Here is a 17,541-nt window from a genome sequence, read left to right as displayed (position 1 = left end):
CGAAACGAAGGTCTTACGCCTCCAGCGACGGCGCAACCTCCCGGGCGATCTGCACCAGCGTCGCCACCAGCGGGGTCATGGGATCGCGCTGGGGCACCACGAGGCCGACGCCATAATTCACCACAGGATCGACGATCGGGATCATACGGACCGAGTCATTGGCGGTCAGACCCAGCGTCTCCGCCAACTTGGCCGGCATCACGCTGGCCCAGCGGCCGGTCTTCACATGGGTATAGAGCACGATAATCGAATTCGACGTCAGCATCGGCATCGCCTCGGCGCCGACCGACTTCAGGGCACGATCGATGATGCGTCGATTCTGCATATCGGGGGTCAGCAGGCACAGCGGCACCTGGCCGACTTCGGACCAGGTGACACTCTTGCGATCGCCGAACATGCTGTCCGGCGAGGTCAGCAGCCGGTAGCTTTCTTTATAAAGCGGGATCGAACGCACTTTGCCGAGCGGTTCGTTCTCGATGTAGGTCAGGCCCGCATCGACTTCGAGATTTTCAAGCAGACCGAGCACGGCCGTGGAGGTGCAGGACACGATGCGAAACCGCACATCGGGATGCCGCGCACGAAACGGCGTCGTCAGTGAGGCGACCATGCCGAGCACCGTAGGAATTGCGGCGATGCGGATCTCGCCGGACAGACTGTCCTTGAGGCCGTTGATTTCCTGCTTCATCGCGCGAGCATCGCCGACGATGCGGCGTGCCCAGTCGAGCGCACGTTCGCCTTCCGGCGTAAACCCCTGGAAGCGCGAGCCGCGCTGCACCAACATCACGCCGAGCATGTCCTCGAGCTGCTTGAGGCTGGTGGACATGGTGGGCTGCGTCACGCCGCAAGCTTCCGCGGCGCGGCCGAAATGCCGTTCCTTCGCCAGCGACAACAGCAGTTCAAGTTTTTCGATCAAGGGACGCCCCGCTCCGACCACATCATTTTTGCCGAGGTGCGGCGCGACGATCGCGTGTGTGGCCTTCGGTACCCGCCCTCGGGGCAAAGCATATGGTGCGAAGCCGCTTTGCCGCAACCATCGCAGCAGGACGAGTAGAGATCAGCCCCGGCCAAGCTTCCCGCTTCAAGATAGAATCTGGTTGGGGTCTTTGGGGCGGTCTGCTTCGTCGCGGGGTCCAAGGCCCCGGCGACGACAGCAAACGGCAAGTACGATCAGCAAGAAGGCCGATCCGAGATCAACCCAGGCGGCTGATCTGCTCTTCGGTCACGACACGCTCGATGTTCTCGGACTTGCTCTTGATCCGGTAACGCGGGCGACCATCGGCTTCGATCGGAAGGCGAGAGGTGATGGTGTAGATGCTGCGTTCCTTGATGGTGGAACGGCCCTGCGGCCCCTGCAGCTGGTGGTGAACGTCCTCATTAATTGCGTAGTTATGCGCCATTATTCATACTCTCCACGATGAGCGGCTTTTAGCCACAACTTGCTCAAAAAGCAAGAAATCTCTAGCAATTTCGGTCAGATAGCTCGTCAGTCCTGATATGCAACGATGGGCAACAGGTCATAATTCGGACGCCTCTGCGACAGATTCCATCTCATGCTGCCGATCTGTTCAGCAGCAATTCTGCCGTTTTCAGAGGGGGTTGGACTGATTCAAGGGCGTGCCGGCGTGACACAGTTCCCGCGCCCTTTCCGCGTTAGCAATAATCCTGGAATACCAGCGGGCCACTCGAAACTGGCCCCAAAAAAGCCGAAAAACCACCGGCAGGGCATTGCCGGTGGTTTCGGAGATTTACAGCAGAGTGCGCGAGTCTCCTTGAAGACCTAGGGCCGTCAAAAATTTGCCGGCTGCGCACGAAAATATTACATGAGCCAGAATGTTGAGCGCAATACCTGATTTGCTCAATCAAATATATTATTGGCCGCTATCGTTAGCGGGAAACACGATGTGGGCTGGCGCCAGCCCTGCCCGGGCCCGTTCGGCCATCTTGCGAAATGCGGTTTCGATATCACGCGCCAGACGCCGGGTGTCGAAGGCCGGCATGTTCAGACGATTGGCCGATAATTTCTCCCGGATCGACGACAACCGCTCGGGATTTTCCGCCAGTTCGATCGCCATACGCTCATAGTCATCTCGCTTCGCGGCAATCAACTCCGGCACACCCAGATTCTGCAGAAGACTCGCGGCAACGCGCCCTGCAAAGGTCTCTCCACGACACGTCAGCAACGGCAATCCAGCCCATAATGCGTCGCTCGCTGTCGTATGCGCATTGTACGGCAACGTATCGAGAAATAGATCCGCACAACGATGCCGCGCCAGGTGCTCGGCCGGCAGCATGCGCGCGGCAAACACGAGACGCGCGGGGTCGATGCCCCGCAATTCCGCTTCGCGGCGCAGATTCGCCACAGCCGCAGCGCTGTCCTCGAGCAGCCAGAGAACGCTACCGTCAACGGCTGACAGAATCCGCGTCCAGCTATCGAAGACATCGGGCGTGATCTTGTAGGCATTGTTGAAGCAACAGAACACGAAGCCCTGCGCAGGCAAACCGACCTCCGCGCGCGCGAATGCACGCGTCGATATCTCCCGGCGATCGTCATTGGCCTGATAGCAATTCGGCAACCAGGCCACCTTCTCGCTATAGAATTGCCGGTGCTCGGGCGGCAGGACGTGCTGATCGGCGAGGATGTAATCCATGAAACCCGCGCCGAGCGTGCCGGGAAAGCCGAGATAATTGACCTGCACCGGCGCGGCCCTGCGCGCGAATACGCCGGTGCGCTGCTCGCCGAAATAGCCGTTGAGATTGACGAGGATGTCGATGCGCTGCGCACGAATGGCGTTTACCGCCTGCGGATCGCTCAGTGTGGAGATATCGACGATCCCATCCACGGCGCCAGCGATGCGTCGCCTGATGTCGCTGCCGTCGTCATACCCGTTGTCGATGGCGAAAATCTCGAACGCGCTTTTGTCGTGCTGCTCCAGCACACCAACCAGCAGCAGCGAGGTCGCCTGCTGTCGAAATTCACCGGAGAGATAGCCGACGCGAATTTTTGCATTCGGCCCGGTCGAGGAAGCACGCAGCAGCGGGGCTTGCAGAGGAAAACGTGAGGCGTTGGTCAGTTCGGCGCAGCGCTGCAGGCTGCGTTCCGAGGTGGCGACGCCCTGCCAACCGAATGGCTCGGCGGCCAGTTTGCCGGCTATGAGATCAACCTCGATCTCGGCAATCAGCGCATTCGTGTCATGCCAGTCGCAGACCAGCATTTTCTGATGCAGCAGATTGCCTTTCAGGAGTGGCAGGTCCGGATTGAGTTGGCGTGCGCGGCCATAGGCCTCCACCGCTTTAGCCGGCATCCGCATCTGGCCAAAGATGTAACCGCGGCCAAACCAGGCTTCCGCCAGATCGGACTGCAAGGCGAGCGCCGACCCGCATGCTGCAAGCGCCACGTCATAGCGCTTCAACTCCGCCAGCGACTTGCTTTTGTTGAAGAATGCTGCGGCATAGCGCGGGTTGAGCGCTAACGCGCGATCGAAATCCGCCAGCGCAGCCGGGTAGTCGCGCAGATCGTTCAGAACCGTGCCACGGTTATTCAGCGTTTCGGCATTACCGGGATTGAGTGCCAGCGCTTCGGTAAAACGCTGCAATGCCTCGTCCGGCCGGTTCAGCGCCTTCAGCACCAGTCCGTAGTTGTAGAAGGTGGCATCCGACGTCGCATCGATGCGCAGGGCCGCCTTCAGATGCGGCTCGGCCTCCGCATGGCGCTTCAGCGCGACCAGGACGATGGCGAGAATATTCAGCGCTGGGAAATGCTTTGGATCCTTCCGCAAGAACTTGCTGAACCCGCGCTCGGCCTCCTGGAGGCGGCCCTGCTGGAAGGCTGCGAATGCGCTTTGAAACAATTCAGCTGGTGACGCCATGATCCTGCGGACTTCGGGCTTTACGGCTTGCGCGGCCGGAGGCCACGCCGCCCGGTATAGACGCCCGCCTCCGCGGCGTCGAGAACGCCGCTCGAGCGAACGAAGTCGGGTGAGGCTCCATAAAACCAAAAACCCCCGGCAGTTTCCTGCCGGGGGTCTTTGTTTCAAAGACTGGTCGTCGTGAGACGATCAGAATTAGAAGGAGCGCAGGATCTGCACCGAACCGTTGTAGAGGTTCTGGTCGGCGGTCGTGAAGACCGTACCAGCCGGCTTGCCCGACATGCTGGCCGCAGTGTAGGTGCCGTTCAGGTTCTGATCCAGACGGCTGTAGGTAAACTGAGCCGACAGGGTCAGGTTCTGAACCGGGGTCCAGGCCGTACGGGTACCGATCTGGGCGAGACCCAGGTCGAAGTTGCCGGTGCCGGCGAAGACGCCAGCGCGAGCAGCTGCGGCTGCCGAGCTATTCGCACCCGGACCACCCGTCGCGCCGGGGGCTGCCGAGAATGCAGCAAGCATAGCGGCGTTACCCGAACCATACGAGATGTGGCTGTAGTTGCCGAACAGCGAGGTACGCCAAGCCGGGGTCCAGTAGTGCTCGTAGAAAGCACTGACCTGCCATGCGTCACTCTGAACGATCTGGCCACCGTTGTTGTAAACGCCGTCCAGCACGTAGCCGAAGCCGAGGGTCGAACCATCAACCTTCGCGTAACGACCACCACCGACGGTGTCGGTCGTACCGCCGAAGACGTACTTGGCAGCGCCCTTGGCGTAAGTTGCTTCGAGCTTCAAGCTGTCGCCTGCGCCGGTGGGCAGGTTCTTGAATTCGACCGCGCCGGTGACAGCGAAGCCGTACTTGTCGTCAGCGTGACCGAGCGACTCGTTGCCTGCACCGCCCGCAGCCGTGGCGTAGAAGCCAGGAGTTGCAGCATGCATCGCAGCGGCGAAGTGCAGGGTGCCCCAAGCCTGATCGAGGCGGATGTTGCCGACGATTTCAGGAATGTGGTTGCCGCCGTAGGCGTTGCCCAGGAAGGTGTTCGAGTTCGAACCGTAGAACGTACCGGTGAAGGTCGTAGCGCCCGGGCCGACGATGAAGGTGTCGGTGTTCCAGAGGCCGGCGTTGCGGTAGGCCGAACCGTTCTCAACCGAGATCGTGCCCGACACGCCGTTACCGAACGAAGCGGTGTAGGCGAGCTGCGGGATACCGGTTGCGTTGTTCGAACCAGCGTTGAAGCCCGACGAGATGTATGGCTTGGCAAGCGCCCACTGGGGATCGAACTGCGAAACGGCCTTACCGAAGGTGAAGCCGGCGAACTGGATGAACGCGTAGTCGACTTCGGTGTAACCACCAGCGATCGATTCACGATCCTGGAGGAAGTCGAACTGGATGTTCGCGTAGGTACGAACCACGCCGTATTCGGTCGCGGTGCGGGTGTCCGTCGTCAAGTTGACGCGTTCACGGGTCGAGAAATAGTTCTTGGTCCAGAGATTGTTGCCACCGGCACCACCCTGCCAGAACGGAACGTCGTAGGTGCTGCCGTTGAACGCAACGTCCAAACGGATCGCGCCGCCGATCTTGATGCAGGTATCGGTGCCCGGGATGTAGTAGAAGCCTGCGCCGTAGAGCGAGCAGATCTTCACGTATTCCACTGCCTTGGCCTTCACCGGAAGATCGGCTGCCTGAGCTCCGCCGATGGCGATCAGACCCGCCGCCGAGCCGAGGATAAGGCTCTTAATCATCGTCATGTTAAACCTCCAAGTTGTCCAAAAGGGAAGGTTCCGGATCTGCCAGGCGCGTGCGCCCGAAGATTTAGTCCCCCAAGTCCCCAAACTAACCGCTAGAGCACTTCGCGCTTTCGGAAACACCCGCATAACGCGAGGCACTCAAGCGAACTACTTCAACGGGACGATCGAGGGTTTCCCCATCGCCGAAACTGAGAATGCCTGCGCAATTCTTAGAAGCAAAATACTTTATGAACTCAGGTAACTTTATCGCGATGCAGTGTGGTTTCCCGGCAACACACGAAATCGTGGTTTGCACGTCACAATTCACTGATACAATTATAGAATTCTGAGAAGCGTGGGACGATGGAATGGCCGGCGGGGCAGTGGTGACTATGCGTGGGGGATCTGCGGGCTGGAACGAAAATGAGCTTTCGATTTGGGTGACCGGCCAGAATCAGGAGATCATCCGACAGTTCATCTGGGACATCGCCTCGATCAACGTCCATCTTGAGGGAATCCGACAGTTCTGGGCCAAGGAGCTCGGCATCAGCGGACCGCAATGGATGATCCTGATGGCCGTCAGCGACCTCGATCGCGGCAACGGCGTGCCGGTCAAGGACGTCTCCGCCATGCTCCACGTCGACCCCTCCTTCGTCACCACCCAATCCAAGATGCTCGAGAAGAATGGCTTCATGCGGCGCGTCGCGTCCCGCGAGGATGCCCGCGTCGTACTGATGTCGCTGTCCGACAAGGCCAGCAAGAAGATCTCCGCGCTATCAACCCGCAGGGAGTCGCTCGGGGATTTCATTCTCAGCGATTTCGACGAGCAGGCCTTGAAGGAGATCGGACAGCACATGTCCCGGCTCAAGAGTCGCCTCGAAAAAGCGACACTGATGCTGGAAGTCGAGAGCTGACCATCGCCGGGTGAGCGGCGGTCAATCGACCGAGCCGCGCCCCTACTTCGTCCCTGCGCGCAGACGATCGACAATCCAGTCGAAAATGAATTCGTTGCCCACTGTCGGAATATCGATCTGGGCGGGCGGGGCCACCGTTTCCGACGCGCGGAAGATCTTCAGTTCGATGTCGAGGCCGTTTTGTTTCATGACGCGGCAACATTCCGTGACGTGATCGACATCGAGCCAGTCGCGCTCGCCCATCGCAACCAGGACCGGGCATTTGATATTGGCGGCGACACTGCTGCTGTTGAAGCCCTCGATTTCACTCGGACAGCCCAGACCAGCCCGGCCTGAAATGCGGCTGGCAATAAACGCGCGCTCGTGAAGCTCCCAGATTCCGGCATCGCAAACAGCTGCTGCAAAGCGGTCGTCGAGATTGGCGCCGCGCGTCGCAAAGGCAGCTCCCAGGCCGTCTCCGAAGATCGCAATTCGCTCCTGATCGATATCGCTGCGGTCGGCCAGGAAATCGACCCAGCCGCTGATCGCCGTTTCGACCTCATACCGACAAGGCGACCCGATCATCTCCTGGCTATAAGATTGACCGGGCAAATCGACAAGCAACAGCGAGAGACCGCGTTCCAGCGCGTAGCTGGGCACCCTGTGCAGATGCTCTTCCTTGTAGTGGCCCTGCCCGACGACGCAGAGAACGACCGGCAGCGGCCGCGTCGCGCACGGCGCAGGAACGAAGTATCCCTGCAACACCCCGTCCCGCCACGGGATCTCGACGACCTCGCCGGCAGGCGTTGCATGCTGCACGTAAAGTCGGGCGCAATCCTGCATCAGTGCGATGGCGGCGCCTTGCCGCGGATCGCTGCAAGCGAGCATGACCTGAGCAGTGCGATAGTAGTTGGCTGCGCGCAGCCAGTTGCTCAGCGCCGTCGGGATTCGGCCGCTGGCCAGCGCCTCCGCGGCGCGCTCACGGTTGATATCAGCCGCGCTATGCCATTCGCGATACCAGCTCTCGTCATCGCGCGGATTGATGCGCTCCGCCGCCAGGAAACATTCCGAAACGGTACTTCCGCCTTCCTGCGCCGCGCGCAGCACGCGCAGGAACTGCAGCGAAAAGTCTTCATGGCCGGGCCATTGCTGCCAGCCGCGCCCCTGCGACGATGGGATGGCCCTGCCGAAATCGATAATGGTCACATCCCTGGCCCTTGACGGAGATCGCTTGGAAGATCGACGAGAAGCATGGGTCTTGCGCCCATTTGTGTACTGCCAGACACACTCAGGAGTCTGACTTTTCAGCAGTATTATCCGCGCTTTACGAGGGGGCAAGCATGATTATTATACCGCAACTGCACCAATTGAATGCTGCAGCGCCAACGAATTCTGCATCCAGACCCGATGCCGCGTAACTTTCGCGAAGGCTCGTTACTTCGGAACGACGGCCTGTGCATCGACCCAGATTTGTGCACCCCTTTCGCGCACCGGATAGCGTCGCAAACCCCTGCTGGGCCAGCCCGGCGACATGCTGCCGTCTGCCAGATCGAACCAGGCCAGATGACGCGGACAGTGCAGCCGGCGATCGGCGACGCGGCCAAGGCTGAGATCGGCCTGCTCATGCGGACAGGCGCGCTCGCAGGCATAGATCGTCTCGCCATCCTGCACGATGAGAACACCGAGGCCAGCCACGTTGACGCAGACGATTGTCTGCTCGGTCAGGCGCTCGCGCGAACAGACCGCGACCCATCGGGCGGGATTGTCGTCATCCGCCAAGATAGGCCCGTCGGACATGCTCGTTCTCGATCAGCTCCGCTCCCGCGCCGGACAGCACGACACGGCCGGACTCCAGCAGATAGGCATGATCGCACATCTCGAGCGCGGCGAAGGCATTCTGCTCAACTAGCAAAACAGTCGTGCCGGCATCGCGGATCGCGCGGATGATCGCAAAGGTGCGCTCGACGATGTTGGGCGCGAGACCGAGCGAGGGTTCATCGAACATCACAAGGCGCGGGCGCGACATCAATGCACGGCCGATGGCCAGCATCTGCTGCTCGCCGCCGGACAGCGTGCCAGCCGCCTGCTTGCGGCGTTCGGCGAGGCGCGGGAACTCGCCATAAATGCGATCGCGGTCCACTGCGACTTCGCTCGTGTCCGAGCGCAGATAGGCGCCCATGTCGAGATTTTCGGCCACCGTCATATGCGGAAAAACGCGACGTCCTTCCGGACAATGTGCGATGCCCTTTGTGAGCACCCGCTGCGCGCCAATGCCGGTGATGTCTTCGCCGTCGAAATGCAGACTGCCGGAGCGCGATGGCACGAGGCCCGAGATCGCCCGCAACGTCGTGCTTTTGCCGGCGCCATTGGCGCCAATCAGCGCCACGAGCTGACCGGCCTTGACCGAAAGCGAAATGCCCTTGAGGGCTGAGATCTGGCCATAGGCGCAGACCATGTCACGGATCTCAAGCATGGACTGCGACCTCCTTGACCACATCCTTCGCGCTCTGACCGAGATAGGCTTCGATCACTGCGGGATTCTTGCGGATTTCGTCGGGCGGTCCTTCTGCGATGATGCGGCCGTAATTCAGCACCACGATCCGATCCGATACGCTCATCACCATCGGCATGTCGTGCTCGACCAAGAGGATCGTGACGCCACGATCCCGGATATTGCGGATCAGCTGTACGAAAGTATGCGTCTCCGACGCGTTCATGCCGGACACAGGCTCGTCCAGCAGCAGCATCTTCGGCTGCGCGGCGAGCGCCAGCGCGACACCGACGAGGCGCTGCTCGCCGTAGGACAGCGAGCCCGCAAGATCGTTGGCACGCGCTTCCAGTCCGATCCAGCGCACCAGTTCGGCGGCACGGGCGCGCTGGGCTTTCTCCGATGCGCGGGCGCGCGGCAGGCCGAGAATGGCTTCGGCGAGGCCGAGCTTGCCTTTAAGCTCGCCTTGGCGATGCAGGCCGATCAGGACGTTGTCGTAGACAGTGTCGTTGGGAAACACGCTGGTGCGCTGAAAGGTGCGGATCAGCCCGAGATCTGCGATTTCATGCGGTTTCTTGCCCTTGAGGTCCGCGCCGCAATAGTTCACCGCGCCCTTCGTGGGCGTGAGAAAGCCGGTCATGACGTTGAAGGCCGTGGTCTTGCCGGCGCCGTTCGGCCCGATCAGGCTGACGATCTCACCTTTGTTGACATGGAAGTTCATGTCCGAGATCGCGACGAGGCCACCGAAATGAACGGCGACGTGTTCAATGCTGAGGACTGTCTCGGCCATCACGCGTGCTCCTCGGCGGTGCGTTCGGAGACCGCGATGGACGCTCGTCTGGTTCCACCGGCACGGACCAAACCGAGTTTCGCAGCAAGCGACGGCACGATGCCGCGCGGCATCACGAACAGGATGACGATAAGCACCACGCCATAGGTGATCCACTGCGCTTCCGGCGGCATGATCGGCCGCAGGAACACCGGCAGCAGGCCGAAGATGACGCCGCCGACGACGGGCCCGGCCAGCGATCCCTTGCCGCCCGACACCACCATGATCACCATGGTCACCGTCGAGATGAAAGCGAAGACGTCGGGATCGATGATGCGGATGTAATGCGCGTAAAGGCTTCCCGCCGCGCCGGCGATACCAGCAGAGATCACGGCAGCCAGTGTCAGCGTCTTTGTCACATCGATGCCGACGGCGACAGCCAGCGTCTCGTTCTCCATCAGCCCGCGCATGGCCCGGCCGTAATGGGAGTGAACGAGGCGCGAAATCAGAAAGTAGGAGATCGCAGCGACGGCCAATACCAGATAGTAGTTGTGAAATTTCGTCTTCAGCACGAGATAGCCAAGCCCCGGCAGACCTATGGTGATCGACGGAATATTGGTCAGCGCCAGCGGGCCCTGCGTCAGCTCGACCCAGTTCAGGGCCACCAGTCGCACAACTTCAGCGAACGAGATCGTGACGATGACAAAATAGGCGCCGCGCACGCTGAAGGACAGGCGTCCGACCAGATAGCCGCAGAAGCCCGAAATGAGGATCGCCAGAAAGAAGCCTGCAATCGGCGGCCACGGCACGTGGACGATGTGGAAGTCACCGTAGATCGGCACATCGAAGCCCAGCGAGGTCAACGCGCTGACATAGGCGCCGATGCCGAAGAAGGCGATATGGCCAAGACTGAGCTGTCCAGTAAAGCCGAGCAGCAGATTGAGGCTCATGGCGCCGATGATGAAGATGCCGGTCGTGATCAGCGCATTGAGCAGATACGGATCCGTCAGCCACATCGGCACAGAGATGAAGAAGGCAAGACAGAGGAGCGTGACAATCTGTTTCATCCGACGCGCTCCGCCCGTGCGAACAGTCCTGTCGGCTTGAAGATCAGCACCATGATGATGATCAGGAAGCCCATGGCATCGCGATAGCCCGACGAGACGTAGCCGGCACCGAGCTCTTCAGCGAGTGCGAGAATGAAGCCGCCGATGACGGCGCCGGTGATATTGCCGAGACCGCCGAGGATGACGATGGCGAAGGCCTTCACCGCAGCAAGATCGCCCATCTGCGGGAACACCACGTAGACCGGGCCGAGCAACGCGCCGGCAGCGGCCGCAAGGCTCGAGCCAATGGCAAAGGTCGAGGTGTAGATCAGGCTGACATTGACGCCCATCAGCGCCGCGGTGTCGGAATCCTGGAAGGTCGCGCGCATCGCCTTGCCGAGTTTCGTGAGATTGATCAGCGAGTAGGCAAGCACGATCAGCAGCGCGGCGGCGAACAGCACGAACAGGCGGAGCCAGGACACGGACACGGGCCCGATCACCAGTGGCGCATCGGGAAACGGATTGTCGATGGACTTGGCGACGCCACCCCAGATCCACAGCGCGCCGGACTGCATCGCGATCCAGGCACCGATCATCACCAGCATGGTAGTGTCGATATCGGCGCCGCGCAGCGGCCGCAGCAGCGTGATCTCGATGACCGCGCCCAGCAGCCAGCCCGCGACGATCGCCACCGGCAGCGCGACAAAGAAATTCAGACCTAGCTGATGCACGACAATGAACATCATATAGGCGCCGAACGTGTAGAGGATACCGTGGGTGAAGTTCACCACGTTCATGATGCCGAAGATCAGCGTCAGTCCGATGCCCAGCAGGGCGTAGGTGCCGCCGAGCACGAGCATGTTGACGAGGTGTTGCAGGAGCTGGTCCACGAGCGGCCCTAAAGGTTCGAGTAAGATGTTAACCTCTCCCCGCCTAGCGAAGCTTTGCTTCGCCGGGCGGGGAGAGAGCGACAGCGAGGCTTCGGGTGAGGGAGAGCCAGTGTTTCACTCGCAAGTGCCCCCTCACCCCAACCCTCTCCCCGCAAGCGGGGAGAGGGAGCTCACTGCCGGAGTTCGTCTGGATCAGAGATCCTTCATCACGATCTTGCCGCCGGAGATTTCGACTAGATAGACGTTCGGGAAGCTCTGGCCGCTCTCCTGACCTGCAGGACCCGACTTCTTGAAGATGATGTCGCCGTTCAGGCCCTTGACGTCGATCTTCCAGAGCGCATCCTTGATCGCTGCCGGCTCGGCCTTGCCGGCCTTTTCAATGGCTGCCGCGATGGTGCGGATGCCGTCATAGCCACGGAAGCTCTCGGTGCAGCCGGCGAAATCGAAGCCGCGCTTCTTCCACTCGTTGATGAAATAGGTGGTGGCTTCCGGGTTCGGCGTCTTCTCCGGCATCCAGGGCAGGAAGGTCGTCAGATGCATGGTGTCGTTGGCAGCGGCACCAGCCTGCGCGATGATCTGGTCGGGGTTCTGCGAGCCGCCGGTGGTGATGATCCGCTTCTTCAAACCGAGTGCTGCGGCCTGCTTGAAGATCAGCGTGAGCTGATCAACCGCAGCCGTGATGATCACGGTCTCGGAGTCTGTCGCCTTGATCTTGGCGAGCTGCGCGCTCATGTCCTGGGCCGACTGGTCCATGGTCTCGACCAGACCGATGGTGATGCCCTTCTCCTTCATCATCTTGCTGAAGTCCTCGGCGGTGCCGCGGCCCCAGTCATTGTTGATTACGAGAAAGTCGACTTTCTTCAACGCCAGCTTGTCGACGATGTTCTTGAACGCAGCCGCCTCGACAAAGGACGGCGGCGAGATACGGAACACGTAAGGATTGCCCGAGGTGGTGATCTTGCTCGCCGACGAGGTCTCGACGACCATCGCGGTTTCGTATTCGACCAGCTTCGGCATCACCGCGAGGGTGAGGCTGGAGCCCCAGGCGCCGAGCATGACTGGCGTCTTGTCGCGCGTGATCAGCTTCTCGGCGACGGCAGCGGCTTCGGTCGGGTTGCTCTTGTTGTCCTCAATGACGAGTTCGATCTTCTTGCCGAGCAGGCCACCCTTGGCATTGATTTCATCGGCGGCGATCTTGGCGCCGTTGACGACATAGGTGCCCGATGCGGCGAAGGCGCCGGTCAGGGGCTCATTGACGCCGATCTTGATGGTTTGCGCAGTGGCGGCGCTGCTCAGGAAAGCAATGGCCAGGGCGGTCGCCGAGGCGGCTTTGATGGTCCGTATCATGTGGTCCTCCAGTGTTACGCTGATGAAGCTTGCGCAGTCCAAACCCCGCCGCTCGCATGTCCGCGCGAACGTCGATCTCTCACGCCGATCCTCCACGCCCGGTGAGTCGGCGAACGACATGCATCGCGCGCTCACGCAGGAGACCAAGGATCAACGAAACACCATTCAGATCGGCGGCCGCTGACGGCGCCGACGTCACATCGCCCGACAGGCGGCGATCGAGATTGCCGGCGAATTCCGCGACCAGCCGCGCCGCGAGATCGCGCACCAGCCCGCTGCGACCGACCTGTGCCAGCATGCCGGTGAGGCTGTAGCCGATGGAAAGCTCCACACGCGTGGCAACGCCGTCGTCCTGCGGCACAAGCCGGTAACGAATCTCACCTTGCGTGGTGGAGCGGCTGCGCTGGTCGTTGCCGACGCCGAGAATGCGGCCGGAGAGATTGGCCTCGTCGCATTCGACGCGCGCGGCACCGTTGAAATTGGCCGAGATCGGCCCGATCTTGACGCGGATCGCGCCTTCGATACGCTCAGGTCTGGGCGTGCCGGTCAGCGTGGCGCCCGGCAGGCACGAGGCGACGGCCGCGATGTCGTCGAACAGCGCGAACACTTTCGCGGGTGGGTGCGCGACGGTGAACTGTTGCTCCAGCGCGGTCGATGGCGTGAAGTCTGGAATGTCCAGCGGTGCGACGGCGGCAGCCGGTTCGGATACAGCAAACTGCGCGGGCATCAGCTTCTGGGAGCTGACACAGGCTTTGTGTCCCGAACCCGCCGGCCCCAGCACCTTGCGGCCGGCATCCGGCTCCGGCGCGATATCGCGTGCGCGGCGCTCTGTGATGACCGACTGCACGGCGCGGACGATGCCGACATATCCAGTGCAACGGCAGAGATTGCCTGACATGCCGATGCGGATCTGCTTCTCGTCAGCATCCGGCAGGCGCTTCACCAGATCGCGGGCGGAGACCAGCATACCCGGAGTGCAGTAACCGCATTGCAAGGCATGTTCGCGCGTGAAGGCCGCACGCAACTCCGTGGCGATCTCGTCGTCATCGAGCCCTTCGATGGTGGTGACGTCAGCTCCGTCGCAGGCCACCGCATAGGTGATGCAGGAGCGCGTCGGTACGCCATCGACCAGGATGGTGCAGGCGCCGCAGACGCCATGCTCGCAGCCGAGATGCGTACCGGTGAGATCGAGCGTGTCGCGCATCAGGTCGGCGAGACTCGTGCGCGGCTCGACATCCCTCTTCACGGCACGGGTGTTGACGGTGAGTTCGACCGAGTTCATGCCGCGGCCTCCGCAACAGCGCGGCGCAGAATGGTGACGTGAATATGCCGATCGGCGGCATCGGCCATGCCGGCCTTCGACAGCAGGGTGTCGGCGACGCGCGCGTCGAAGCGCGACTTGAAATCGCTGGTGATACGCCCGCCGAACAGTTCTTCGGCATTCTCAACGATGATTGGCGCGGCTTCGACTGCGCCAATGACGATACGTGCCTTGCCAGCTTCTGGATTGATCAGCACCGCGCCAATGGCATGGGCAAATTCACCTGTCTTGCGGCAGCTCTTCACATAGCCCCAGCGCGCTGACGGAGACATCACCGGTACGCGGACGGCTTCCAGCATTTCGCCGGGCTGCAACACACTTTCCAGTGCACCCAGCATGAAATCCTTCATCGCTACCAGGCGCGCGCCTTTGGCGCTGCGCAGCGAGAGCGTTGCGCCGAGCGCTGCGAAGGTTGAGACCCAATCGGCGGAGGGATCGGCATGGCTGAGCGAACCACCGACGGTGCCGCGGTTGCGCACGGCGCGATAGGCGATCGCGCTGGCCACACGCTGCATCGCGCCGCGAGTCACGTCGGGAATGCGTCCGTCCTCGATATCCGCATGGGTCACACAGGCGCCGATCACCAGCTCTTCCCCGGTGACTTCCACATGCTTCAGCTCGGCGAGCCCTGTGATATCGACGATGGTGTCGGGAGCCACCAGACGCAGATTCAGCATCGGTCCGAGCGACTGGCCTCCGGCCATGACCTTGACCACGCCATCGCCAGCCATTGCGGCTAAGGCCGAGGCGACGTCGCGCGGACGCTCATAGGCGAAAGGTGCCGGCTTCATGCGGCCGGCCTTTCTGCATTGCGCGCAGCAAGAATGCCTTCGAGTACACGGCGCGGCGTGATCGGCGACTGCAGCATCTCGACGCCGAGACCGCGCAGCGCATCGTTCACCGCATTGCCTATAGCCGCCGGCGGCGCGATGGCCCCACCTTCGCCGATGCCCTTGACCCCGAACTTTGTGTAAGGCGACGGCGTTTCCATGTGATCGAGCCACGGCATCGGCACTTCGGTCGGACCGGGCAGCAGATAATCGGCCAGCGTAGTGTTGAGCGGCTGGCCGGCGCGATCAAACGGCATCTCCTCATACAGCGCTGTGCCGATGCCCTGCGCGAGGCCGCCATAGATCTGGCCATCGACGATCATCGGATTGACCAGCACGCCGCCGTCTTCGACGATGACATAATCGAGGATTTCCACGTCGCCCAGATCAGGATCAACGGCAACGGTGACCGCATGCGCGGCGTAGCTGAACGTGCCGCTGTCGCGCTGCGGCTTGTAGCCGGAGGTCGCCTCCAACCCGCCGGGGTCGACATCGCCGGGCAGATCCTGCGGGCGGCGATACCAAGTGTGCGCGATTTCCTTCAGCGTCACGCTGCCATTGGGTCCGCGGATCTCGCCATCGACCAGGACGACATTGGCTTCATCGACCTGCAGCAGCTTGGCGCCGATCTTCTTGGCGCGTTCGCCGAGTTCGTGACAGGCCGTGGCGACAGCACCACCGGCCATCACCATGCAGCGCGACCCCCAGGTGCCGGTCGAATACGGCGTCATCGCCGTGTCGCCATGGACCACGCGAATCTTGGCGACATCGACGCCGAGCATTTCGAACGCGACCTGCGACAACGTCGTCTCGAGGCCCTGACCGTGCGAATGCACGCCAACCTTCAGTTCGAGTCCGCCATCCGGCGTCAGTCGCGCGGTGGCCTGTTCATGGCCGGGCACCATGGGAATGCCCCAGCCGGAATAGACCGAGGTGCCATGCGCCGCCTGCTCGCAATAGATCGAGAGACCGACACCGATCAGCCGGCCGTCATCCTCGCCCTTGCGCTGGCGCGCGCGGATGCCATCGATATCGATCTGCGCGACGGCACGGCGCAGCGCCTCGGGATAGTCGCCACTGTCGAAATGTTTCTTGGTGATATTGTCGAACGGCATCTGCTCCGGCCGCACCAGATTGCGCAGCCGGACGTCGCCGGGCTCAAGCCCTGCTTCCGCCGCGACAAGATCGAGCATCAGTTCCAGCGCGAAACACACACCGGTGCGGGCGACGCCGCGATAGGGCAGGATCGGACACTTGTTGGTGGCCACCGAATAGGTACGGCAGCGATAGGCCGGCATCTGATAGGGGCCGGGCAAGATGCTGACCACCTGCGCGGCTTCGAGGCAGGCCGAGAACGGATAGGACGAATAGGCGCCGGAATCGACGGTGGCCTCGCAGTCGATGCCGCGCAGCGTGCCGTCGCGATCGGCATAGACGGTGATCTTGTAGTGATGCTCGCGGCAGTTGGAACTGGCGACCAAATGCTCGCGGCGATCCTCGATCCAGCGCACCGGGAAGCCGCGCTTCATGGTGAGCCATGACAGGCAGACTTCTTCCGGCAGCAAGATGCCCTTGTGACCGAAGCCGCCACCGACATCCGGCGAGACGATCCTGATCTGTCCTTGATCCATCTCAAGGCAATCGGACAACCCATTGCGCACAATGTGCGGCATCTGACTACCCGTATAGAGCGTGAGCTGATCGAGACGATGATCGAACGTGGCGATGACACCCCGACCTTCGAGCGGCGACATGCATTGCCGCGCGGTCGAGATTTCGCGCGTCACCTTGATCGGTGCGTCGAGAGCTTCGGTAATATCGAGTTCGAAGAAGCTTTCGAGAAAGACGTTGTCGCCCCAGTGCTCATGCACCAGCGGCGAGCCGGGCTCGCGAGCCTTGAGCATGTCATAGACGGCGGGCAGCTCTTCGAGATCGAGCGTGACGGAGGCCGCGATATCTTCAGCCTCGGCACGCGTCGGCGCGACGCACATGGCGACGAGTTCGCCGACCTGACGAATTTTGTCGGTGGCCAGAATGGGTTGATCGGACGGCTTGAAACCGGCCAATCCCGTAATCGCGCGGATCGGTTTGATACCGACAAGATCGGCAGACGTGAACACCACGTCGCGATAGCGTTCCGGAATATGGATTGCCCGGATTCGCGCATGCGCCAGCGGGCTGCGGACGAAAGCAACGTCCTGCAATCCCGCCAGCCTGATATCGCCGACGAATTGCCCGCGCCCGCGCATGAGGCGATCGTCCTCCTTGCGCGGTACGCGCGCGCCAACGCCCTGCTTTGAAACAGGGGCGGCGGGCGAGATATCTCGCTCATTGCGCATCGACGAACTCCCGGCGCCTTCCGGATTGAC

Annotated in this window: 15 protein-coding genes; 1 reads left to right on the top strand and 14 read right to left on the bottom strand. The window is 61.7% G+C overall.

Features of this window, described 5'->3' with window-relative positions; all coding sequences use genetic code 11:
* Window positions 1-13: 13 nt before the first annotated feature.
* From AB8A23_RS07440 to AB8A23_RS07425, 4 genes are all read right to left on the bottom strand, one after another.
* On the bottom strand, window positions 14-913 hold the full coding sequence (locus AB8A23_RS07440; RefSeq protein ID WP_068729536.1) for a LysR family transcriptional regulator: 900 nt from the start codon (window positions 911-913) through the stop codon (window positions 14-16).
* 277 nt (window positions 914-1,190) lie between these two features.
* A complete protein-coding gene (locus AB8A23_RS07435; protein WP_068729538.1) occupies window positions 1,191-1,397 on the bottom strand; it encodes a hypothetical protein in 207 nt (68 codons plus the stop codon).
* Window positions 1,398-1,868: 471 nt separating this feature from the next.
* Window positions 1,869-3,866, bottom strand: coding sequence for an O-linked N-acetylglucosamine transferase family protein (locus tag AB8A23_RS07430; protein WP_439060019.1), 1,998 nt, complete (start codon window positions 3,864-3,866; stop codon window positions 1,869-1,871).
* A gap of 195 nt (window positions 3,867-4,061) precedes the next feature.
* The gene (locus tag AB8A23_RS07425) at window positions 4,062-5,609 is read right to left on the bottom strand and encodes a porin (protein ID WP_439060020.1); all 1,548 of its coding nucleotides are present in this window, start codon (window positions 5,607-5,609) and stop codon (window positions 4,062-4,064) included.
* A 419-nt stretch (window positions 5,610-6,028) separates the two neighbouring features.
* On the opposite strand from AB8A23_RS07425, the gene AB8A23_RS07420 reads away from it, so the two are divergent.
* A complete protein-coding gene (locus tag AB8A23_RS07420; protein ID WP_309942281.1) occupies window positions 6,029-6,502 on the top strand; it encodes a MarR family winged helix-turn-helix transcriptional regulator in 474 nt (157 codons plus the stop codon).
* 42 nt (window positions 6,503-6,544) lie between these two features.
* Here the strand turns inward: AB8A23_RS07420 and AB8A23_RS07415 are convergent, their stop codons facing one another.
* The 10 genes from AB8A23_RS07415 to AB8A23_RS07370 form a co-directional block, all read right to left on the bottom strand.
* Window positions 6,545-7,687 carry an alpha/beta hydrolase family protein gene (locus tag AB8A23_RS07415; protein ID WP_439060021.1) on the bottom strand — a complete coding sequence of 381 codons (1,143 nt, stop codon included), beginning with the start codon at window positions 7,685-7,687 and terminating at the stop codon, window positions 6,545-6,547.
* A 228-nt stretch (window positions 7,688-7,915) separates the two neighbouring features.
* Entirely contained in the window at window positions 7,916-8,278 is a 363-nt protein-coding gene (locus AB8A23_RS07410) for a Rieske (2Fe-2S) protein (RefSeq protein ID WP_175368114.1), read from the bottom strand.
* A complete protein-coding gene (locus AB8A23_RS07405) occupies window positions 8,250-8,954 on the bottom strand; it encodes an ABC transporter ATP-binding protein (protein WP_068729545.1) in 705 nt (234 codons plus the stop codon). The genes AB8A23_RS07410 and AB8A23_RS07405 overlap by 29 nt, the downstream gene beginning before the upstream one ends.
* Window positions 8,947-9,759 carry an ABC transporter ATP-binding protein gene (locus tag AB8A23_RS07400; protein ID WP_093757539.1) on the bottom strand — a complete coding sequence of 271 codons (813 nt, stop codon included), beginning with the start codon at window positions 9,757-9,759 and terminating at the stop codon, window positions 8,947-8,949. The genes AB8A23_RS07405 and AB8A23_RS07400 overlap by 8 nt, the downstream gene beginning before the upstream one ends.
* Window positions 9,759-10,805, bottom strand: coding sequence for a branched-chain amino acid ABC transporter permease (locus AB8A23_RS07395; protein WP_439060022.1), 1,047 nt, complete (start codon window positions 10,803-10,805; stop codon window positions 9,759-9,761). The genes AB8A23_RS07400 and AB8A23_RS07395 overlap by 1 nt, the downstream gene beginning before the upstream one ends.
* Entirely contained in the window at window positions 10,802-11,674 is an 873-nt protein-coding gene (locus tag AB8A23_RS07390) for a branched-chain amino acid ABC transporter permease (protein ID WP_170849610.1), read from the bottom strand. Before AB8A23_RS07390 ends, AB8A23_RS07395 begins: the two co-directional genes overlap by 4 nt.
* Before the next feature lie 192 nt (window positions 11,675-11,866).
* Window positions 11,867-13,021, bottom strand: a complete 1,155-nt coding sequence (locus tag AB8A23_RS07385; RefSeq protein ID WP_120287422.1) for an ABC transporter substrate-binding protein — start codon at window positions 13,019-13,021, stop codon at window positions 11,867-11,869.
* Between the two features lie 79 nt (window positions 13,022-13,100).
* Window positions 13,101-14,303 (bottom strand): xanthine dehydrogenase family Fe-S subunit, encoded by a 1,203-nt coding sequence (locus AB8A23_RS07380; protein ID WP_439060023.1) that lies wholly within the window; start codon window positions 14,301-14,303, stop codon window positions 13,101-13,103.
* Window positions 14,300-15,133, bottom strand: coding sequence for an FAD binding domain-containing protein (locus tag AB8A23_RS07375; RefSeq protein ID WP_439060024.1), 834 nt, complete (start codon window positions 15,131-15,133; stop codon window positions 14,300-14,302). The genes AB8A23_RS07380 and AB8A23_RS07375 overlap by 4 nt, the downstream gene beginning before the upstream one ends.
* On the bottom strand, window positions 15,130-17,511 hold the full coding sequence (locus AB8A23_RS07370) for a xanthine dehydrogenase family protein molybdopterin-binding subunit (protein WP_439060025.1): 2,382 nt from the start codon (window positions 17,509-17,511) through the stop codon (window positions 15,130-15,132). Before AB8A23_RS07370 ends, AB8A23_RS07375 begins: the two co-directional genes overlap by 4 nt.
* Window positions 17,512-17,541: the final 30 nt, after the last annotated feature.

It is taken from the genome of Tardiphaga sp. 619_E2_N8_4 (genome assembly GCF_051810905.1).
Classification (GTDB): Bacteria; Pseudomonadota; Alphaproteobacteria; order Rhizobiales; family Xanthobacteraceae; genus Tardiphaga; species Tardiphaga robiniae.
This window is presented reverse-complemented; position numbering and strand designations above follow the sequence as displayed.